19 protein-coding genes are annotated in these 21479 nt (G+C 43.3%); 15 read left to right on the top strand and 4 right to left on the bottom strand.

Translation table 11 applies throughout. From position 1 onward, the window contains the following. The 5 genes from M2125_RS06770 to M2125_RS06750 all read left to right on the top strand — a co-directional run. A partial coding sequence (locus M2125_RS06770; RefSeq protein ID WP_280742757.1) for a beta strand repeat-containing protein occupies window positions 1-3959 on the top strand: 3959 nt, incomplete at its 5' end. Window positions 3960-4020: 61 nt separating this feature from the next. Beyond that, a complete protein-coding gene (locus tag M2125_RS06765; protein ID WP_071467717.1) occupies window positions 4021-5169 on the top strand; it encodes an energy transducer TonB in 1149 nt (382 codons plus the stop codon). Then, window positions 5166-5831 carry a MotA/TolQ/ExbB proton channel family protein gene (locus tag M2125_RS06760; RefSeq protein WP_071467718.1) on the top strand — a complete coding sequence of 222 codons (666 nt, stop codon included), beginning with the start codon at window positions 5166-5168 and terminating at the stop codon, window positions 5829-5831. The genes M2125_RS06765 and M2125_RS06760 overlap by 4 nt, the downstream gene beginning before the upstream one ends. A gap of 13 nt (window positions 5832-5844) precedes the next feature. Beyond that, window positions 5845-6273 carry an ExbD/TolR family protein gene (locus M2125_RS06755; protein WP_280742756.1) on the top strand — a complete coding sequence of 143 codons (429 nt, stop codon included), beginning with the start codon at window positions 5845-5847 and terminating at the stop codon, window positions 6271-6273. A 574-nt stretch (window positions 6274-6847) separates the two neighbouring features. Further along, complete coding sequence (locus tag M2125_RS06750) at window positions 6848-8722, top strand: nitrilase-related carbon-nitrogen hydrolase (RefSeq protein ID WP_280742755.1); 1875 nt, start codon at window positions 6848-6850, stop codon at window positions 8720-8722. 202 nt (window positions 8723-8924) lie between these two features. Here the strand turns inward: M2125_RS06750 and M2125_RS06745 are convergent, their stop codons facing one another. From M2125_RS06745 to M2125_RS06735, 3 genes are all read right to left on the bottom strand, one after another. Then, window positions 8925-10106, bottom strand: a complete 1182-nt coding sequence (locus M2125_RS06745; protein WP_215311740.1) for an integrase core domain-containing protein — start codon at window positions 10104-10106, stop codon at window positions 8925-8927. A 216-nt stretch (window positions 10107-10322) separates the two neighbouring features. Next, window positions 10323-11096 (bottom strand): hypothetical protein, encoded by a 774-nt coding sequence (locus M2125_RS06740; RefSeq protein ID WP_280742754.1) that lies wholly within the window; start codon window positions 11094-11096, stop codon window positions 10323-10325. A gap of 127 nt (window positions 11097-11223) precedes the next feature. After that, entirely contained in the window at window positions 11224-11604 is a 381-nt protein-coding gene (locus tag M2125_RS06735) for a hypothetical protein (RefSeq protein ID WP_280742753.1), read from the bottom strand. Between the two features lie 112 nt (window positions 11605-11716). Here M2125_RS06735 and M2125_RS06730 point away from each other — a divergent pair, with 112 nt between their 5' ends. The 10 genes from M2125_RS06730 to egtD all read left to right on the top strand — a co-directional run bounded on the left by M2125_RS06730 (window position 11717) and on the right by egtD (window position 20366). Next, window positions 11717-12361 carry a DUF6088 family protein gene (locus M2125_RS06730; RefSeq protein ID WP_280742752.1) on the top strand — a complete coding sequence of 215 codons (645 nt, stop codon included), beginning with the start codon at window positions 11717-11719 and terminating at the stop codon, window positions 12359-12361. Between the two features lie 5 nt (window positions 12362-12366). After that, on the top strand, window positions 12367-12762 hold the full coding sequence (locus tag M2125_RS06725) for a nucleotidyl transferase AbiEii/AbiGii toxin family protein (protein ID WP_280742751.1): 396 nt from the start codon (window positions 12367-12369) through the stop codon (window positions 12760-12762). 14 nt (window positions 12763-12776) lie between these two features. Further along, window positions 12777-13301 carry a nucleotidyl transferase AbiEii/AbiGii toxin family protein gene (locus M2125_RS06720; RefSeq protein WP_280742750.1) on the top strand — a complete coding sequence of 175 codons (525 nt, stop codon included), beginning with the start codon at window positions 12777-12779 and terminating at the stop codon, window positions 13299-13301. A gap of 535 nt (window positions 13302-13836) precedes the next feature. Beyond that, a complete protein-coding gene (locus tag M2125_RS06715; RefSeq protein ID WP_280742162.1) occupies window positions 13837-14988 on the top strand; it encodes an SUMF1/EgtB/PvdO family nonheme iron enzyme in 1152 nt (383 codons plus the stop codon). 60 nt (window positions 14989-15048) lie between these two features. Beyond that, window positions 15049-16089 (top strand): selenide, water dikinase SelD, encoded by a 1041-nt coding sequence (gene selD / locus M2125_RS06710; RefSeq protein WP_076023927.1) that lies wholly within the window; start codon window positions 15049-15051, stop codon window positions 16087-16089. Between the two features lie 38 nt (window positions 16090-16127). After that, a complete protein-coding gene (locus tag M2125_RS06705; RefSeq protein WP_280742749.1) occupies window positions 16128-17000 on the top strand; it encodes a putative selenate ABC transporter substrate-binding protein in 873 nt (290 codons plus the stop codon). Continuing rightward, window positions 16997-17782, top strand: coding sequence for a phosphonate ABC transporter ATP-binding protein (locus tag M2125_RS06700; RefSeq protein ID WP_076023925.1), 786 nt, complete (start codon window positions 16997-16999; stop codon window positions 17780-17782). The genes M2125_RS06705 and M2125_RS06700 overlap by 4 nt, the downstream gene beginning before the upstream one ends. 2 nt (window positions 17783-17784) lie before the next feature. Continuing rightward, complete coding sequence (locus tag M2125_RS06695) at window positions 17785-18612, top strand: PhnE/PtxC family ABC transporter permease (RefSeq protein WP_076023924.1); 828 nt, start codon at window positions 17785-17787, stop codon at window positions 18610-18612. Window positions 18613-18650: 38 nt separating this feature from the next. Then, on the top strand, window positions 18651-19403 hold the full coding sequence (gene phnE, locus M2125_RS06690) for a phosphonate ABC transporter, permease protein PhnE (RefSeq protein WP_338130199.1): 753 nt from the start codon (window positions 18651-18653) through the stop codon (window positions 19401-19403). Between the two features lie 30 nt (window positions 19404-19433). Beyond that, window positions 19434-20366: an L-histidine N(alpha)-methyltransferase gene (gene egtD / locus M2125_RS06685; RefSeq protein ID WP_280742748.1), complete on the top strand. Its 933-nt coding sequence runs from the start codon at window positions 19434-19436 to the stop codon at window positions 20364-20366. A 12-nt stretch (window positions 20367-20378) separates the two neighbouring features. Here the strand turns inward: egtD and senB are convergent, their stop codons facing one another. After that, a complete protein-coding gene (gene senB / locus M2125_RS06680; RefSeq protein WP_076023921.1) occupies window positions 20379-21335 on the bottom strand; it encodes a selenoneine biosynthesis selenosugar synthase SenB in 957 nt (318 codons plus the stop codon). Window positions 21336-21479: the final 144 nt, after the last annotated feature.

Here is a 21479-nt window from a genome sequence, read left to right as displayed (position 1 = left end):
GTGCTGGCACCGGAACAGTCATCTCTGCATCACCTACTGGACTTACTGGCACAGCGACTATCACCAATGCACCAACATCCTCTTCAAATGCAGGTTCTTACAACCTGACTTATGCCAGTGGCCTTAGTTCAACGAACTACGTCTTTAATGCTGCGGCTAGTGCTACTCCTTATACGGTGAATGCTGCGCCTCTTAGTATCACTATTAGTAAGACCTATGATGGCAATTACAACTTTACCAATGCCAATAGCTATACCTTGAGTGGTAGCACCTATAACAGTGATGCAATGCCAACGATTGCTAGCGGAACCGCTACTACGTCCAGTGCTAATGCTGCGACCTATACTGGCTTTGCTAGCAATGGTTTGATGCTGAGTAATACTAATTACACCTTAACGGGTGGCACTGTGTCTGCCACCATTAGTCCTAAGACAATCACTTACACAACAGCAGGCACAACCAGTGTTTACGGCACCCTGGCAACCTTAAGTACACCAGTTTTTGTTGGCTTAGTTGGCAGCGATAATCCTGGTGCGAGCGTAAGTCTCTATAGTGGCACCACACCGGTATCTCTATCGACCACAACCAATGCGGGCACTTATGCCCAGCAAGTAGCGATTACTAATGGCAACTATCAGCTTGCCAGCACAGGCAATACGATTGGAAACTTAGTGATTAGTCCGGCTACTTTAGCGATCACTGGGGCAAATAACACCCCGACTTATAACGGTTCTACCCAAACAAATACCGGCGCAACTGTGAGCCTGAATGGAGGGACTGCAAGTGCTATTAGTGGAACAACCGTCTCTACTGGTATTGGTGCTCAGACATTCACTTTAAGTGGATTGGCTAGTGGATTAAATGCAAGCACCACGGCAATTGCTGATAACTTGAGCATCACCCCCAATGCTGCAAGTGGTGCGATTGGAAGTAACTACAGCATTAGCTATACCAATGGTAATTTGACGATAGGCAAAGCTAACTTAAGCGTTACCGGTACACAGGCCTATAACGGTACTGCGACAATTGCTGGATCTAGTTTGACAATTTCAGGTGTCGCTGGCCAAACCTTTACGGGTAGCGGTACGGCTGACTTAACTACCAAAAATATCCAAAGCAATCAGCAATTAGCTAGCGTTAATGGTTTGGTATTAACGCCAAACGGTAGTTTCTTGGTATCTAACTACAACACGATTAATGTAGCCAACACTAGTGTATCGATTACACCGCTTGCTATTACCTTAACAGCACCATCTATCACCAAAGTCTATGACGGTGGATATACCTACAATTTGACGGCTGCTAATTTAGCAACAATGTCTTCTCAGTTAGCTGGTGGGGATACGGTGAGTGCTGCATCTGTTGTCTTTACTGGTAATAATCCAAACGTTGGAACCAATAAATCAGTCAGCTTAAACAGTGCCACCATTAGCGATGGCAATGGCGGCTCAAATTATGCGGTCACTTTAGCTAATTCCAGTACAAGTCAGGTTACGCCCGCAGCTTTAACGATTACTGCGAATAATGCGTCTAAGTTTGTGACGCAGCCCGATACAGTTGGATTTAACGGTGTGGTGTACTCAGGCTTTGTGAACGGTGAAACTGCTAGCTCTGCGCTTAGTGGCACCCTGACGGTTACTCGCAGTAATGCCTCTACTAACGGCGCTGGCTCTTACACAGGTGTTTTAACTCCAGGTGGTGTCGCTGCTAATAATGGCAACTACACTATTACTCCGGTTGCTGGTAATTTCACCATCGTTGCTGCCAATCAACTTTTAGTTCAGGTTACGCCAGTAACCACCACATACGGTACCGCGCCAACGTATACCGCTACTGCGCAATATCTCAGCTGTTCAGTCTCTGGTTGCCCGTCGAGTGGTTCAGTTAATACCATCCATACGCTGAGCCCTGTCATTATCGGTAATGCGTTTAGCGTGAGTGATGGCGCTGGTGGAACAGCAGGCTTTACGATTTCACCAACAGGTGCAACTAGCAGCGGTTCTGGTAATACCAATGTGGGTTCTTATCAGTTATCAAACGGTACTATGACGGGTTCGAGTACTAACTTTAGTAATACCCTTGTGCTCACAGGCTCTTTAACTGTTGCCCCATTAACGCTATCTGCAAATCAATTAGGCGTATCTGGTATCAGCAAGGTATATAACGGCAGCACTGCGATTTCTGGATTAAGCTTAAACACTACTGCAGCGAGTTCATCTATTAAGACTGGTGATGCAGTCGTTATCGCAGGAACAGGTACCTATGCTGATGCCAATGTAGGCACTAGCAAATCAGTGACTGTATCGGTCGGCTTGACTGGTAATGATGCTGGTAACTATGTCCTTTCAAGCAATCAGATAACTGCCAATATCGGCACGATCACCCAATTAGCATCGGTAACCTATACGGGCACTTCGGGCGGCAATTGGTCAAATGCGAGCAACTGGGCAGGCGGGGCCATTCCTACACTGGGTAATGTGGCCACGGTAGTGATTCCAACAGCAACAACAGTTGTGTATGACGCTGCCAACCTGAGCGCTCTAACTCCAACCTCTGCAATCACCGATAACGGAACCCTGAGCTTTACCAGTGGCTTACCAACCACTTTTGCTAATAACGTCTCTGGTACGGGTTCCATTGCCCAATCTGGTGCTGGTGCATTGACGCTTACTGGCAGTAATAGCTATAGCGGCGGCACTACCTTAGCCGCGGGTTCTAGTTTAATTGCTGGGAGTAGCTCCGCATTGGGCACTGGCGTGCTCAATTCTTCTGGAGGAACCTTTAGCACTTCAGGTGTAACTCTCCCTAACCTGACGGTAAATGGTGCAGTGGTTTTAGCTAGCAATATTGCAAGCTCTGGTAACCAGGCCTATAACGGCGCTGTGACAATTAACAACTCTGTTAACAGTACGACCTTAAGCTCCTCCGCAGGCAACATTACATTTGCTAGCACGCTAAATGCTGGTGCCACTAATCAATCCTTAGTACTCAGCGCTGCAGCTGGTCAAGTAACGTTCAATGGCCAAGTGGGAGTTGCTACCCAGACATACAACACAGGCATACAAAGCTATAGCCCAACTACCTATGCTAGCTATCAATCGCAATCAAGTAACAATTTGGCTAACTTAACAGTCAGTGCCAATACGATTAATTTAAATGCGGATATTACTACTCGCTTAACTCAAATCTATAACGGCAGTCTATTGGTGGGGGATAACGGTAGTAATGGCCCAACCCGCGTTTTATTATCAGAAGATCCAGCGATTATCTTCAATGGAACGATTAATGATACTGTCGCTGGTACACACAACTTATTTGTCAAAGCGGTGACCATCGCCAATGAGGCTCCAAGCATCGTCTTTAATGATGTTGTAGGTGGAGTTGCTGCTCTGAAGAGTCTAACTGCTTCTACCGGCGCTCAAGATGCTGCGACTGGTGCGCTGTATAGCGCCATTGATACAACTCCAGCCAATTTGGTGGGCACAGTAACCATTAAGGAAAATGTCTCCACTACAGGTGATCAAACTTATACCGCCAAAGGCTTTACCTTGGGTGATGGCACTGCAAATCAAACCTTAAGCTTGACGACTCAAACAGGCAATATTGCTTTTAATGCTGGCATCTCTAGTGGTAGCGGCTTTACTCCAGCAGGTAGCGGCCTCATCGTAAGTATCTTTAATAGTGGCGGTACAGTGTCTGGATTATCTGGATCAGGGCTGAATTACAGCGTGACCGATACAACGGCTAGTGCGTCATCTAGTAGTACGACAAGTATGAGTAATTTAACATTTGCTCAATATAGTAGTGGTGGAGCATTACAAAATTCATTTAATAATGAATTCACTCAGCTAGCCTCTGAAATTATGTACGATCAATCTGGTGGATCAGTTACCGTTGGATCTCCTAGTGAAGCGTGCGTCATGCGCTATGAGGCGAGTTATTTAAGTTGTGTGCAGTAAAAAATGCAGACTTTTAGTGGCTTTGCTGCGCTTTTACAATAAGTCATCACAAGATCACTAGATGCGTTTTGCCAGTATTTATATCCCCAGCTATGCGCGTCAAGAGCCAACATCTAAGGAGTTTTTAGAAAAATACTGGCGTATATTGCTGTTGGTATTAGCACTTCATGCTGTCATTTTTTCTCTGTTGTCTATCAAGCAAACAGGCAAGAATGAGCTCAATGATGAGCTGCAAATCGATTTAAGTAATCCAGTAGTTATTCCTAAAAGTATTGTTGAGAAGACCATCTCGCCTCAATCAGAGCAAAAGCAAGCGGCTGCTTCTAGAGCAGATAGCATCAAGCCTGCTACACAATCCTTGCCAATCGAAGCTCCACAAAATACGGACAACACACCGGTGGTGAAGTTTAACGAGGGGATCATTAAGCCTATACAGGCTATTAAACCCATTAAGGTTGAGCCGATACCGGAAAAGCTACTGCCAGCAATCGAAGTACAAAATCCAGAAGAAAAAAAGGTTCAGCCTCAAAGCGAGGCTCAGCAAGAGGTAGTGGTAAATAAAGTCGATCTAAAACAAGCTGAGCCAAAGTCAGCGGACGTGATTGCCCCGACTTTGCCTGCAATGGTAGATAAAAAGAATAAAGATAAAGATGCGCCTGAAGTTGCGCCACCTAGTAAAGGCGCTGGTACATCAAGCGCTTCTGATGAAGTTGCAAAATCAGGCGGAACACCAGCTGCCAGTAGTGCCCCTAGTAGCGCCTCAGGCAGTGCCTCCGGTGGGCCACAATCAGGAGGTCAATCGAGCGCTCAGTCAAACAATCAGTCAAGCAATCAACCCAGCACTCAAGCTGCATCTTCCAGTAATGAAATGCAAGCCCAGTTATCCGGTGGCAAAGCGCAATCAGCAGGCTCATCTAGCGGAACAGCTGATGCAGACTACAAGTCAGAAAGTTTGCGAAATGCCCAGCCGCGTTACCCAATCTATTCTCGTAAGATGCGCCAAGAGGGTGTAGTCATCATTACCGCAGAGGTATTGACCGATGGCAGCGCAACAGATGTGCGAATGGCCGCTAGTAGTGGCATTAAGTTGTTAGATGAAGCGGCGCTTGAGACTGTTAGGCAGTGGCGTTTTATACCCGCTAAAAGAGATGGTATGCCTTATGTACAAAGACTGCGCATCCCGGTCACCTTTAGTTTAAATAGCAGATGAAGAAAGTCATTATGAATGTGAATGCAAATGTTATTAGTATCGTGTTGGGCTTACTCGTCTTACTCTCCATCTTTACCTGGGTTTTGGCGCTATATAAGCTCTTGCAAAGTCGAAAAGTAAGTCAAAATGACCGAGCATTTTCTAAGTCTTTCTGGAATTGCACTAGCTGGGAAGGAGCAAGATCTGCTGTGGTAGATAACAAGACTGATTTGGGACAAATAGCTAATGCTGGCTTTATTGTCTATGACGAGTACTTAAGTAACCCACACTCATTAAGGCATGCCGGTGAGGTCAATGAAGTGTTAGAGCGCCCTCTACAGCAAAAAGCGGAAGAAATCATGCGCCAACGCGAAAAGGGTTTAAACGAGTTGGCGTCGATTGGTTCGCTCTCACCATTTATTGGTTTATTTGGTACGGTTTGGGGGATTATGGATGCCCTCAAAGCCATTGGTGATTCAGGGCAGGCTAGTATTGATATGGTGGCTGGGCCGATTGGTGAGGCACTCATTTCTACAGCAATTGGTATTGCAGTGGCTTTGCCAGCAGTGTTTTTCTACAATTACTTTGTACGTCAATTAAGGCTAACTAGTACCAATATGGATGGCTTTATCAATGATTTTTTGCGCTTGGCTGTTGCTCAGGTGAAAAAAATACATCATTGATTGGGGAAATGCAATGGCTATGAAATTAGATCGCGGTAGCATGCAAACAATGGCAGAAATCAATGTCACGCCACTAGTTGATGTGATGTTGGTATTGCTGGTGATCTTTATTGTGACTGCGCCATTACTCGTGCCGCAATCCATGAAAGTTAATTTACCTAAAACGGTAGAGCTCAATAAGGCAGTGCCAACAAAGAATTCTGTATTGGCAGTGGATTCAAATGGATATATTCAGTTCGATGGCAAGGCCATCAATGATTCTGAATTAGTAGAGATATTTAAGGCAAAGGCAGGCCCTAATTTTCAGGTACAGATTCAGGCGGATCAAGCAGTGCCTTATGGGCGGGTAGCTGAAATCATGGCTTTAGCCCAAACCAACGGGGTGACAAAGATTAGCTTTGCTACTACTTCAAATAATAAAAGTAAATTCTCTTCTAAATAGGCGTTACTTAAAGTAACGCTCACTCACCAAAAAGTACTTTGGAGCAACGAAGTGCTAAACGGTTGCTCCAAAATTCCTATGGTTTTGAAAACCAAAGGGTGAGGGGCCACTTCCTTTAAATCCACAAATTTGCCTACACATTTGCTTACACACCGACACTGACCACCCGCAGAGCCCCTGTTTATAAGGGTCTAACTTGGATGTCTGCTCTCATAACGAAAGTTGTGCCTTATGCGTGGAAACTGCATAAGGGATGGTGTCAAATTCGGAGAAAGCTAAAGGTAGAAATATCTAAGCTAACGCCGAGCGAAGCTTAGTAAGAAATTACTTTGAACGTGTAGAGACTAGACGGCACCCACCTAAGTTCAGAAATGAATACGGTGAAGGCATAGTCCAGGGAGTAATGAAAATTACACAAACCGGAATCCTTTGGTCCCAGGTTCAAGTCCTGGTGGGCCCACCAGAAATGAAAATACCAGCCTTCGGGTTGGTATTTTTTTAGCCTTTGTGATATTTCCAAATTAATTTCATTGGCATCTGTTATAGTTTTTGAAGCCAATCAAACATAGAGCTCATGAAAAAAACCACAGCATTTCTCATCGCATTTTTAGTCGTTTCTTCAAGCGTGATTTATGCAGCAGAAATTAAGGTTGCTGCTGTTGAATTTAACCCAACTCCAAAAGATGTGGATGGCAATGTTCAGAAGATAGTAAAGGCGGTTACTGATGCTTCGGTCAATGGCGCAAAACTAATGGTGTTGCCGGAATTCTCAGTCACGGGATTTGGATTTTCGCCTACTAACCCAAATGATTTAGATACGATTCCTGGAAGAGCTACTGCAGCACTTGAGAGGGTGACACGCAAATACAACAACTATGTGGTGGTTGGAATGTATGAGCGCGATACGATAACCGGAGTTATTCATAACTCAGCTGCTTTGGTGGGACCCAAAGGACTTGTTGGAAAGTATCGAAAAAATCAGCTACCCGAAGGTGACTATGACACTGCTGCACCAGGAAATCTCGGCTTTCCAGTATTCAATACTGATATTGGCAAGATAGCCATCCTCATCTGTTTTGATGATAGCCGACTGCAATCATTACTCATTCCTAGTCTGCGCGGAGCTGACATATTGGCTATGCCGATTGGGTCAGATATGATGCCTAAATTCGAAAAAATGAGTAATGGCAATCATTCGACTATTTCCAATATTGCTGTTTTGGCAGGTTGGACAGGAATGAATGTGGTTGCTAGCAATCAAACAGGTTTGATTAGCTTTCCTGCCATGGGTTTAGTGGATCAGTTCACTGGGGGTTCTACGATTTGGGACAACAATGGCAAGCAACTTAGCCAATCAAAGGTATCCACATGGACCAAGCCCCTGCCACCCGAAACGATTTATGCAACGATTGATGCAGATAAAAAGAGTGAACAAAAAGCATTTTGGCTAAAGCATCGTCGTCCTGAGTTATATCAAGTCTATAACCTCTATAAAGCGCCTGTCGATCCAGCTGCTAACAATACTCAAAATCAGATTTCAGCACTCTTAGTTCAGTATGACCCTAGTAATGGTAATGTTGAAGCAAATGCCAAGAAAGTAGATTCATTAATTGAGAAGAACCAAAACGTATTTAATCTAGCTGTATTGCCTTTTAATTCCTTCTTGGGAAATGTAAAGTTGAATAAAACTAATATTCAACAATATGCAGAACCGTTGAATGGCAAAAGCTATGCCCTGGCTTCTGACATGGCAAAAAAATATAAGACTTATCTCTTGTTCTCCATGCCTGAAGTGAGCGATGGAAAATATTACGAGACCGCCATTCTGTTTGATTTCAATGGAAAACAGGCTGGCGTCTATCGTAAGACCCATTTAAATGATGCAGAGCAGTCTTGGGCAACTGCCGGCAATAATCTTCCAGTATTTGCTACCAATCAGTTAGGAAGGGTTGCCGTTGTGTTAGACGATGAAGTACGAATTCCTGAGTTGACCGAGGTGTATGCATTAAATCGGGCAGACTTGATTCTGGTGCCAACAGCATATGATGGAAAACAGTATGGCAGTCCGGTGAATATTCCTAAAGGTTTGGTGCCTGATGCCAGTAATCGCGGCATGAACATTTGGTTTGATATGGCCAAGTATTCTCAAGCCTATACCTTGGTGGCTAATTATCGACAGGATTCGGATAAAGAGTTTGTACGAAGTGCTGTCTACTCATTAGTACCAGAGGAGGGTTACTATCCTCCAAACATTGCGCCCAATAAAGAAACAGCTCATCAGGTCATGTTTACTACGCATGCTAATAATACATTCTGGATTAATCAGCAGAGTTTAGTGGTTGGAAGGCGCTATGATCTTGCTACCCCTTTAACTTTAGATATGCAAGGCGATTGCTTTAAGGAGTGGCAAGCTAATTCAGCTAGAGTGGGATTGTGCAAGGGAAATTGAGGTGGTTGCTCCCTGCACTATTAATCGCCAACCTTACTGACTATACGTAAGCCGCATTCTGTGGAGTTCTATCCTAGCCTTCTGTCCTCATAATCCTTTGGTCCCAGGTTCAAGTCCGGGTGGGCCCACCAGAAAAGCAAAGGTACGTACCGGACACATGCTTTACGTCCGGTACCGACCACATGGTTTACACCTTTACCAATCACATCCCCAATACTTTGGGACCAAATGGGTTTTCTAAGGCTTGTACCCGAGAAGACTCCATATCAAAGTAAGCCATATCGTAATCCATAAAGCTCACTAACCACACGTCGTCTTCGACCTGCCGTAAGCCTACGTCATGACCAGCGAACACCGTACTAAAGTGAATCTTCTTACCATCAAGGCAGATGCGTCCGCAGTTAGTCACGGTCACTGTCTTATCGTGGAAGGGATAACTCACATCGGGCAGCCCTTCGTATTTTCGGGTCGAAGGAACATAGAGCTGTGCCGGTTTTTTCATCTCTAGTGCTTGATGGGGACGCTCATAGTTGTACTCATAGATAAAGTCTTCGAACTTATCTTGCTGTTGCAAAAGTGTTTTGGCAGGGGGTTTAGTCGTCGCTTGCTTGAGCGTTAAATGCATGCGTTCATGCCGACCATTTTGCTGAGGATTGCCGGGCTTAATGCGCTCAATACCAATGCCTAAACGAAGCCACCACACCGATAGACTACTTAAACCATAGAGCGCATTAGCGCAGGCAAACGGCACACCGTTGTCTGAGCGGATGGAGCCTGGCAGCCCATACTCTTTGAAGAGTTGCTCAAAGACCGTAAAAGCCTGCGCTTCGCGAGTACTCTCTAGGCCTTCACAGCAAATGAGGAAGCGAGAGGCATAGTCCGTCACGGTTAAGGGGTAACAGTACTGCTTATTACCCAGCATAAACTCCCCTTTGTAGTCCACGCACCATAGAGCATTCGGTTCTTTGAGATCCGATAAGTTGGTCCCCGTGAGCTTGGGGTGGTGGCGTCTGCGTTTCTTTTTGACTAAGCCATGGCGATCGAGAACGGCATGCACCGTGCTTTTGGCGGGCAATGCTAACTCCGGGTAGTGGGTGTGCAATCTGTCGCGCAATTTAGGAGCGCCCCAGGTCGGGAACTCCTTTTTGAGGTTCACGATCAGTTGCTCGACCTGGAAGGGCAGCCGATTGGCTTGCCTAAAGGGCCTTCTTGATCGATCCGTAAAGGCTTCTAAACCACTGTCTTTATAGCGATCAATGATTTTATGGCCAGTGACTCTGGAGATTCCAAACTCCTGGCAAAGGGTAGCAATCTTCTCGCCATCAAGGTAACGAGATACAAACTTGAGCTTTTCATCCATCTTCGTACTTTCATTCCACGGCATAGTAAGGTCCCTCCTATGCCAAAAACTGTAAAGTATGTGTCCGGTATAAAGTGTTAACTATGTGTCGAGTCGTACACAATGACTTAGCGTGAGAGCGCTAGGTCATTTTTTATTAATGTGTAGTCGGTGTGTAGCAAATATCATCGCTATACCCTAATAGATATATGGCTCTAGCTTGGGCATCTTAACTATTAGTGCATTTAACTGAACCTGAAATTAGCAATCTTCTTCATTGGCATCCTCATCTTCAGTAATTCCCACATAGCTTTTCTCTTCCTTGGCCCAGTAGTACTTGTATGGATCTTCTGGTTCAGTTGCAAGCTTCTTGAATAAATTTACCCTTTTCTTCAGGGGATGCTTTTCTTCTGCAAAGTGTCGAACAATATTGAGCCAATGTTCTGCGTATCTCTTTTCTTGATCTGAAAAATCATTGGTGGCAGCTTCAATGCTAATTAGATAGTTTTCTAACTCGCGTAGTTCTTGAATAAGTTTTGATTCTTGAAGGGCTTTATCAAGTTGAGCGTGTTGAATTGTAACTATGTTTTCGTTATGAATTCTTATGGCTTTTTTTCGCTCGTATTCAACTTGCTCCCTGTGTCGACGTTCCCGTTCAGCTTTTATGTCGCTTGGCGCCTCTAAAAGATAGTGCAGAACCAAATTTATTTGCTGCTCTAGTTTGATGCGTTTTTGGTCCTTGAATATCTCAGGGTAATATTTAAATTCATGCTTAATCTCAAAGTAAATAATGCCATTGGGATAATTTCTGTAGTCGCCGCTATAAACGTCAAGCTTTTCAAGTAACTTTTGACTCTTGATTGATAAGCTGGTTTTCGAATAACCCTCTCTAATATTGATATACATCTTTTCGCCATCCTTTTCTATAGCGAATTCTTTCTGTCTATAACGATCTTTTTCCTCAAATAAGAATTTGTACCCTTCATCAGCCAAGGCTTTAAGAATTGGATCTAGGATTTTTAGACTTCGAAACATTGTAGAAAAGGATGCGCAAATGGGAATGCACCCATCTGAGGGCCGATAATGAAATCGTCCTTTATCCTCGTATGGCATATCGTCATCTAAAGATCTGTAACGTGGGTTGCCATTTTTGCGATGCTTTTCAATAGCCTGTTGCTAAGTCGTAGATGTTCTTGGTGAGTGGATGCAACTTAGTTAGATCTTTAAGAGGTTTTAGTTTTTGCTCTGGCGATTTTTCTAAGGCCTCCTCTATGGCCTTATCACGTTGATGTGCCTCTTTCGCGACCTTGACAGCTACGGGATTAATTTCAATTTCGGGGTTGTATTTGGGTCTTAGAATTTCAGGTTTTGCAAAGCCTTTGCCGTAAAGTAGTTTTTGCCAATGACCCTGTGGCGGCAGCGGAATCTCAAACTTAATACAAGCTTTACGAAGCCCAACATCGCTGCAACCAAAATTTTTAGCAAGCTTAGTCATGGGTGTGACCCAAACTTGTTCAAAGAGCTCTAAACGGGTGGTTTTCATGGGATCCTCTTTTAGTGGAATTCTATGAAGATTACGCGAGAGCGTTACTTTAAGTAACGCTTGTTAAGATCGCTTACCTATGCTAATATGCATGAAATTTCAATAAAAAATCATGCAAAAAGAGCCAGTAAAAGCCTCCTTAAGTACTTCGCCTGAAGTACGCAATAGCGCATTGGGGAGACTTCGCTCGCACCTTAAGGGGGGTCATGTCTATAGAAGAGAGGATCTTTTAGGTGACTCCAATGCAGTTGATCGTCATTTAAAACAATTGGTTGATGCAGGTGATTTAGAAAAGCTTGCCCAAGGACTATATTACGCACCCAAATCATCTGTATTTGGTAGGGTGCCTCCGAAAGACAATGAGCTAGTAGAAGCTTTTTTAAAAGACGAGAACTTTTTGTTGCTCTCACCTAATAGCTACAACTCCCTGGGTCTAGGAACAACCCAGCTCTATAACAAGACTGTGGTGTACAACCATAAACGCCATGGCGTCTTTAAATTGGGTAATAGAAGTTTTGAATTTCGGGTAAAACCGCGCTTTCCAAAAAAGCTGGATAAAGAATTCTTATTGGTGGATCTATTGAATAATCTAGATTCGCTTGCCGAGAATAAAGATGATGTATTGGCTAAGGCAGAGAAGCAGTTAAATAAGTTTGAAACTGCTAAATTGCAAAAAACAGTTAGTGCTTATGGGGCAGGGAGAACGAAGAAGCGGGTTTCATCTTGGTTGCGTGATACGCAGAGAGCGAGTACTTAGTGCTTTTGCATGAACATAAAGATTTCAGAGATCTGATTGCTACTGTATCAGACAATATGGGTATTGATCCCACATTGGTTGAAAAGGATTATTGGATCATGCATTGCCTTTGGGGATTGCAGCAACAAGGATTTACATTTGAATTGAAGGGTGGAACTTCATTATCTAAAGGGTTTGGACTCATTCATCGCTTTTCTGAAGATATTGATATCCGCATTGAGCCGCCAGTAGGCATGGATGTTAAGACTGGCAAAAATCAAGATAAAGAAGCGCACATAAAATCTCGATCTGATTTTTACGATTGGGTTGCCAGTGAACTGAAGATTCTTGGTATACAAATGTTGTGCGAGATCATGCATTTGATGACTCAGAAAAAATGCGCAGTGGTGGGGTCCGCTTAAATTACCAATCAATAATGCCATCGTTGAGTGGTTTAAAGGATGGTGTTTTATTAGAGTTGGGCTTTGACGATACTGCACCCAATCAGCCGGTAGATATTTCATCGTGGGCATACGATTATGCGATTAAGTACGTCAAAGACATTGATGACAATAGAGCCAAAAATGTCTTGTGTTACTTGCCTGAATATACTTTTGTGGAAAAACTGCAAACCATCTCTACGAAGTATCGCCAATATAAAGATGGCAAAGGATTTCCTAAGAACTTCCTAAGGCATTACTACGACGTATATTGCCTCTTGGATTGCTCATCAGTGCTGGAATTTATTAAGACTGATAGGTATCGGACTAGGAAGGTAGAGCGTTTTCCCAAGTCCGATAACTTAATCATTTCTCAAAACCCAGCTTTTCTTCTGAGTGATTCGGAAGACCGAAAGTTGTTTGAATCAGAATATCAAAATGTAGCTAGCCTATATTACAAAGGACAGCCAAATTTTTCTGATCTATTAAATCGGATTAGTCAGCATCTAAAGGTTTTGTAGGTAAATTCACTTTGGAGCAACGAGGTGTTAGATGGTTGCTCCAAAGATCCTGTGGTTTTGAAAACCAAAGACCGAGAGGCTGCTTCCTTTAAATCCATGAATTTGCTTACATATTTGCTTACACACCGACGCTGACCACCCGCAGAGCCCCTTTTTATAAGGGTCTACTAAGGGCTTCTGCTCTCATAGACGGTTGCTCCAAAATTCTTGTGGTTATGAAAACCAAAGAGTCGGTCAGCAGTTCTTCTAATTAGATTAATTCCACTACACAAAACGCTACACACCGATATTAGGAGACGTAAGCTCTTGAAATCCTAGTGGTTTTCTTTGGATGTCTGCTCTCATAATCCTTTGGTCCCGGGCTCAAGTCCTGGCGGGCCCACCAGAAAAGCAAGCCCTCATAAGTAATGGTGGGGGCTTTGTATTTCATAAGCAATTGGAGGGGGTGCGATCTATTTGTAAATGATGAGTTGGTGATTTGTAAAGCCAGTAAAATTGTATTCACCATGAAACCTGTTTACGCCTATCTCAATTAATGACTAAGTCTGATTTTCTGCAGTATGCGCCATGGCCTTCATCGCAGACTCTGCTGAAAAGCTTGGAGCGCTCAGCTCTGATTACGCGCACTGTCATTGGTAATCTGAGTCAAGGGCAAGAAATTGTTTCTATTTCATCGAATTTGAATCCCCCGCATTGGGAATTTGGTCATCTCATTTGGTTTCATGAGTTTTGGGTGCATCGATGCGGGCTGGAGTCTAACCCATCGATTCTTTCTGATGCGGATGCATTATTTAATTCATCTGGGATTGTTCATGATGAACGCTGGCAAGTCCAACTGCCACCACTAGATACTCTTCAGAATTATTTTTCAGATGTCATCGAGCGTACTTTCACCATCTTGAGATCTGGATCCTTGACGCCTGAACAGGCCTATTTTATTCAGCTCTCTCTTCATCACCAGGATATGCACAATGAAGCATTTGCTTATATGTGGCAATCCTTGGCTTATGCGTGGCCATTGGATTTTGATGCAGATTCTGTTGCAATGCAGTCACTTGATCTAAGGCCATGCTACATTGATTTTGATGAGTGCCTTTTTCAATCAGGCTCTACTTCTCAGGCAGGCTTTATTTTTGATAATGAAAAATGGCAGCATGAGGTCTTAGTTCCTCAATTTTCAATTTCTAGTCATGCAGTGAGCAATAAAGAGTACTTGACTTTTTTAGAAGCTCAGATTGCAAGTGGAGGAAGCCCCTCGGAGCATCAACCGGCTTATTGGAAAAAAAAGGGCGATATTTGGTTTGAGCGTTTTTTTGATCAGTGGCTGGAGATTGATATAAAAGCGCCCGTAAGGCATATTTCCGCTCACAACGCTGAGCAGTATTGCTTATGGAGGGGCGTTCGACTACCTACTGAAAATGAGCTCAGCCTATTGATGGCATCACCACATGCTGATTGGTTGCCTTCCGAGCTATGGGAGTGGACTAGTAGCACTTTTATGCCTTTTGAGGGATTTAGTTCCGATCCTTATCAAGATTATTCAGCCCCATGGTTTGATGGTAAGCATCGGGTTTTGAAAGGCTGGAGCTCATTTACCCCTAACTATCTGCGCCGCCCTCAATTTCGTAATTTTTACCTACCTTCTCGCAGTGACTTTTTTTGTGGCTTTCGTACCTGTTTAATATAAATTAGGTAAGCTCACATACTTACCTATCCATCTTCTTACTTTTAAATTGAGCTCTTTACTATGACATATAACGGTCGTCTTACCTCCCTCTCTCACGGTGGGGGCTGTGGCTGCAAAATTGCTCCAGGTGTTTTGAGCGATATTTTGAAGTCTTCTCCTATCCGTCAGATACCAGCCGCACTTCTTGCGGGTTCTGATAACAATGAGGATGCTGCCGTCTATCAACTCAATGAAAATCAGGCGATTGTCGCGACAACCGATTTCTTTATGCCCATTGTGGATGATCCTTATCAGTTTGGGCGTATTGCAGCAACAAATGCTATTTCAGATATTTACGCTATGGGCGCACAACCTCTTTTTGCCCTAGCACTATTGGGTATGCCAATTAATGTTCTTCCTTTGGAAGTCATTCAGCAGATTACTGCTGGTGGCGAGTCTGTCTGTGCAGAAGCCGGCATTATGATTGCCGGTGGTCACTCAATCGATACGGTAGAGCCCATTTATGGCTTGGTTGCAATTGGAGTGGTCGACCCTAAAAAACTCAAGCGAAATAGTGGTGCAAAGTTGGGCGATAGCATCATCCTTAGCAAACCCTTAGGTGTAGGCATTCTGTCCGCTGCATTGAAAAAAGAGCAGTTATCTGATTCCGCCTATAAAGAAATGATTGCTCTAACTACTAAATTGAACAAGCCGGGTGTAGTCCTATCTCAACTCGATAGCGTACATGCGCTTACGGATGTAACGGGATTTGGTTTGGCAGGGCATTTACTGGAGCTCTCAAGAGGTGCAAAGCTATCTGCCCAGATTCAGTGGAGCTCTATTCCAGTAATTGCTGAAGCAGTTAAGCTTGTGAAAGAGGGCACCTTTACTGGGGCATCTCCCCGTAACTGGCTCGGCTATGGCCATGAAATTTCGATGGCGCCTCATTTGAGTGAGTGGCAGCAAAATCTCTTATCCGATCCTCAAACTAGCGGCGGTCTTTTAATTTCTTGCAGCCCAGAAGCTACTGAGCAAGTATTAGATATTCTCAGAACGGATGGATTTAATCAAGCTCAAAAAATAGGTCAATTTGTACAGGGCTCAGGCCTTTTAGTGGCTTAAGTTCTATTTTTCAATTTACTAGAAAGTATCCAATTAAAATGAAACTACATCAGTTAAAGACTTCTCTTGGTTTAGTTCTAGCAACACTCTGCTTGAGTTTGTTTAGCCTTCAAGTAAATGCGCAGGCTGTCTTGCGTGTCTCTGCGATTCCAGATGAATCACCAACTGAACTGCAAAGAAAATTTCTCCCTTTGGGTGAATATCTTTCTAAAGAGACTGGCATGAAAGTCGAATTCATACCCGTGACGGACTATGCGGCTGTGGTCGAAGCGCTAGCAACGAATAAAATCGATATGGCCTGGTTGGGAGGTTTCACTTATATCCAGGCAAAAATACGTACGAATGGTGCCGTTAAGCCGATCATTCAGCGTCTTGAAGATGAAAAATTTACCAGTAAATTTATTATTCCTGAAGGTAGCTCAGCAAAAACTTTGGTTGATTTAAAAGGTAAGACTTTTGCCTTTGGCTCTCCATCGTCAACTTCAGGTCACTTGATGCCGCGTTTTTACTTAATGAAAGCAGGCATTAATCCAGATAAAGACTTTAAGAGTATTGCTTTTTCTGGAGCCCATGATGCAACGGTCGCCTTTGTCGCGAGCGGTAAAGCAGATGCTGGTGCTTTAAATGCATCCGTTTGGGACAAATTATCAGATGTTAAAAATCCCAATACCGAAAAGGTAAAGGTGCTGTATACAACGCCTCCGTACCATGATTACAACTGGACCGTACGAGGTGGTTTAGATGCGGCGGTGACTAAAAAAATTAGCGATGCTTTTTTAAAGTTAAATGCTAATGATCCTGCTCAAAAAGAATTAATGGATCTTCAGAGAGCTAGCAAATATATTCCTACTAAGTCATCTAACTATGATGAAATCGAGAAGGCTGCCATTGGTGCTGGTTTGATTAAGTGAGAAAAGCAGCTTTTTTATTTAAGCAAGTTAGCTTTAGCCATAGCAATGGCAAAGAGGCGCTAAAAAATATCAACATTAGCGCCTCGGCTGGAGAGTCTATTGCGATTATCGGATCATCTGGTTCTGGAAAAACCAGCTTGCTTAACTTAATTGCAACTTCACTGCGACCAAGCGCTGGGTCACTGTCTGTATTGAATGTAGACCCTTGGGTGATATCAAAGCGAGACTTGCGGAGTTTGCGTTCAAAAATTGGCTTAGTCCATCAAGCAGCCCCTATCCCACCAAGACAAAGAGTGATCACCGCAGTCTTGGCTGGTCGCCTTGGTCAGTGGCCACTCTGGAAGTCTCTTTTATCACTAATCTACCCTGTGGATATTGATGGTCCTCAACTGTGTTTGCAAAAACTCGATTTAGCAGATCGCCTCTTTGATCGATGTGATCGTCTGTCTGGGGGTCAACTGCAAAGGGTGGGTGTTGCACGCGTACTGTACCAAGCGCCTCATTTATTGCTGGCTGATGAGCCGGTATCAGCGATGGACCCCGTTCTTTCTGATTTAACGATTCAGTGTCTTTTAGAGGATGCACGCACTAGAGATGCTTGTTTTGTAGCTAGCTTACATGCGGTAGATATTGCTTTGCGGTGGTTCCCAAGAATTATTGGATTGCGAGATGGGGAAGTCTTTTTTGATCTGCCAGCATCTGAAGTAAGTGAGAGTTTGCTACAACAGTTATATGAGTCTGAGCGTGGCGTTCTACCAAAACAAGGTAGTACAAATATATAGTGATGAGTAGAACGCTTTACGTTAGAGATCCTGATGCACTGAGACGGTTTTCAGTCACTGTGATTGCGTTGGCTATCTTGTGGCCTATGATGCAATTAGCCCAGTTTGATGTATTTGCACTATTTGAAGTTAGCAATCTCAAAGTGTTTGGTAACTTCTTGATTCAGTTTTTCCCACCTAATCTTCAGTCATCATTTTTAGCCTTAGTGCTAAAGGCCACTGTAGAGACTTTAGCTATGGCAACCGCAGGTATTGCACTAGCAATGCTAATGGCAGTTCCTTTAGGCTTAATCATTACCTATAGTCTATCAATTTCACGCATTGGCCCGGCCTCTGGGCATCGTATCGCTCGGCTCGGTAGATACCTTGCCCGCATGCTGATGTTATTGCTCAGAGGCATCCCAGAAATTGTGTGGGCTCTGCTCTTGGTGAGGGTGTTTGGTTTGGGTCCAATCGCAGGTGTGCTAGCAATAGCTATTACCTATGGCGGTATGCTTGCAAAAGTGTATTCCGAAATTTTAGAGACTGAAAATACTTTACCTGCCAGAGCGCTGCTGATGTTAGGTAGTGGTCGCATCAATGCATTTTTATATGGACTATTACCAGGCGCCTCCCAAGAATTAGCTTCCTACACCATCTACCGTTGGGAATGTGCTGTGAGAGCTTCCGTCGTAATGGGTTTTGTAGGGGCTGGTGGATTGGGTCAATTAATGGACCAGTCTATGAAGATGCTTAACGGTGGTGAGGTATCTACCATCCTAATCGTATTTTTATTGCTGGTTTTACTCGCAGACTACATTAGTCTCATTATTCGTCGGCAACTCGCATGAATCACTATCCAGCTCGCAAATTTTGTCTAAAGTGTTTGGTGACGATAGTCCTGATTGCACTATTTATAGTGGCGAGTTTTGCTTATCTTTCACTAAATCCACTAGCCTTATTTACTCAGCAAGCCATGAATGACGTTGCTGTTTATACGGCACGCTTTTTTCCACCTGATCTATCACCACCTTTTTTGCAAAAAGTATGGAGTGGCGTACTACAAACCTTGGCTATCTCTGCTTTAGCTACTTTATTGGCTGCTATTGTAAGTCTCTTTTTAGTGCTACCAGCAGCAGGACAGTTTGGTCACAGCGCAAAAATGGTCACTCGGTTTTTCTTAAATTTTCTGCGTTCTGTACCAGAGCTCGTATGGGCCGTATTAATGGTATTGGCAGTGGGTTTGGGACCATTTGCAGGAACTCTAGCACTCACCTTACATACCACTGGCGTACTAGGGCGTTTGTTTGGCGAGACCCTGGAAAATCATCCTCCCGCCGCTACGCAGGCGCTTCGGTTGGCTGGGGCAAGTAATACCCAATCATTTATCTATGGAGCCTTACCTGGGATATATTCCCAACTTCTCTCTTACAGTCTTTATCGCTGGGAGATGAATATACGTATGGCAACGATATTAGGATTTGTGGGTGCGGGAGGTCTCGGGCAAATTTTGTACTATGAGCTCTCTTTATTACATGAGCAACAAGCCTCAACGGTGATCATTGCAATGCTGATATTAGTTATTGGTGTAGATATGATTAGCAATAAACTCCGCAGAGTGCAAATGCATAGTCTTGGCTAAGCACTGTCATATGAAAAAAGGAATATTGAAGTGAGTCAAGAGCACAGGCCTAATCAAAAGTTAATGGATGAAATCATTGCTGGTCTTACCCAAGAGCAGCCATCGATATCTCCTAAATTTTTCTATGATGAAATTGGTTCTCACTTGTTTGAGGCGATTACTTTTTTAGAGGAATATTATCCAACCCGAACTGAAAAACAGATCATGATGCAATATGGCGAAGCAATTGCTTTGACGATAGGCAAGAGTGATGTTTTATTAGATCTTGGGGCAGGTAATTGTGAAAAAGGAAGTGCATTATTTAATTCTTTAAAGCCTAAAGAGTATCGGGCGCTTGATATTTCTAAAGAATTTTTAGAGCAAGCAATCTCTGGTTTACAAAAAGAATTTCCACAAATTCAAATGCAAGCGCAAACCTGTGATTTACAGGAAGAATTAGCATTTCCTGATTTAGTGGATCGCAAGAAAACGTTCTTCTACCCCGGCTCCTCAATAGGAAATTTTGATCCAGATGCTGCGCTAAGACTATTCAAAAATATTGTGAAAGTATGTGAGGGTGATGGTGGTTTACTCATTGGAGTTGACCTAGTGAAGAATCATGAGGTTTTGTCTCGAGCTTATAACGATGCCCTCGGTATAACTGCGGCATTTAATAAAAATATGCTTTTACACCTCAACCGTCTTGCTAAAACAGACTTTAATTTAGCGTATTGGGAGCACTATGCGATTTTTAATGAGCAACTTTATCGGATTGAAATGTATCTACGATCTACCCACAATCAAGTAGTTGCTTGGCCTGGCGGTGAAAAGCATTTTGATAGTGGAGATCTTATCCACACAGAAAATAGCTATAAGTACACGCAAGAAAAATTTGAATCTCTTTTAAAAAGTGCTGGCTTTAAGGATGTGTACTCGTGGACTGACCCGAATCATTATTTCTTGGTAGCTTATGCTACCGCTTAGGACATTGAGTGGCTACTTAACTAGACTTTTTATGAGTTTTTGAATCGATTTTTGCTCTAATTCTGGCTTGATAATCTTTTTTCGCACAGCAATCGCCTTGCACAATTTTTGATAAAAGGCTGTATTAGTCTCAGCCTTAGTCAGAATCTTGCTTAAAGCCACTTGGTCGCCTACTGGATAGTAAGCTGGATAAGAGTGTCCTAGTAAGCCTCGATTGCCTGGAATATCTGAAGCAATCACAGGTATACCAATGGCAATGGCTTCAGATACTACGTGAGCGCCACCCTCCATAACGCTGGAGATGATCATGACATGAGAACGAGAAAGCCACTGAAGCGTTTTAGAGTGGCTGAGCTGTCCTAACCACCGATATCGATCAATTTTTTTATCAAGAGAGATAGCTTCTTTTTTAAAGTCGGGGCTCATTGCTTGGCCGAGTTGTATCAGTTGGATTTTGCTATCTGGCGGTAATAATTTGATGGATTGTGCTGCGCAAAAGGGATCCTTTTCACTTCGCAAATGACCGATGATACTTGCTAAAAAATGACGCTTTGGCGGCTCTTTTTTAGTGATACCTTTTACTGACTGGTAAATCACTCGCACTTTAGTATGAAATTTCTTAGGCAAGGAATGAATAGCTTCTGGTTGAAGAACTACGATTGCATCAGCCATCTCCATTGACTGGATCACTTTCTTTGAGTTTTTGAGGTCTCGATAGATATCTGTTCCAGTCATGATTAAAACGACAGGGTGATCTGGATGAGTTCTCTTAAAGCTTTTAATTGAGTCATAGCTTCGTAGCCCATGGAGTGCAATCAGAAGATCACATGACTTTCCAGACCATTGCTCTGTAACGGTACTTTGATAATTTAAGTGCATCAAAAATTGATGCCACCGTAAAGCAGTAATGCGGTTACCGTGTAGAGCACCTGGAGGTGCAGGCGTTACGATTTCGATACGTAGTTTCAATTCAGCAATTCCTAGTTAGCCTAGATTTAAATATTGCTCAAATTCTAGGATAGATAGGAAATATTTGTTTAAAGTCCACTAATTGTCAAAAATTGTATCTTCGGGTGTGATGATCTAAAGATTCGCTAAACCGATTGGAGATAT

Origin of the sequence: Polynucleobacter sphagniphilus (genome assembly GCF_029892205.1) — a bacterium.
Taxonomy (GTDB): Bacteria; Pseudomonadota; Gammaproteobacteria; order Burkholderiales; family Burkholderiaceae; genus Polynucleobacter; species Polynucleobacter sphagniphilus.
This window is presented reverse-complemented; position numbering and strand designations above follow the sequence as displayed.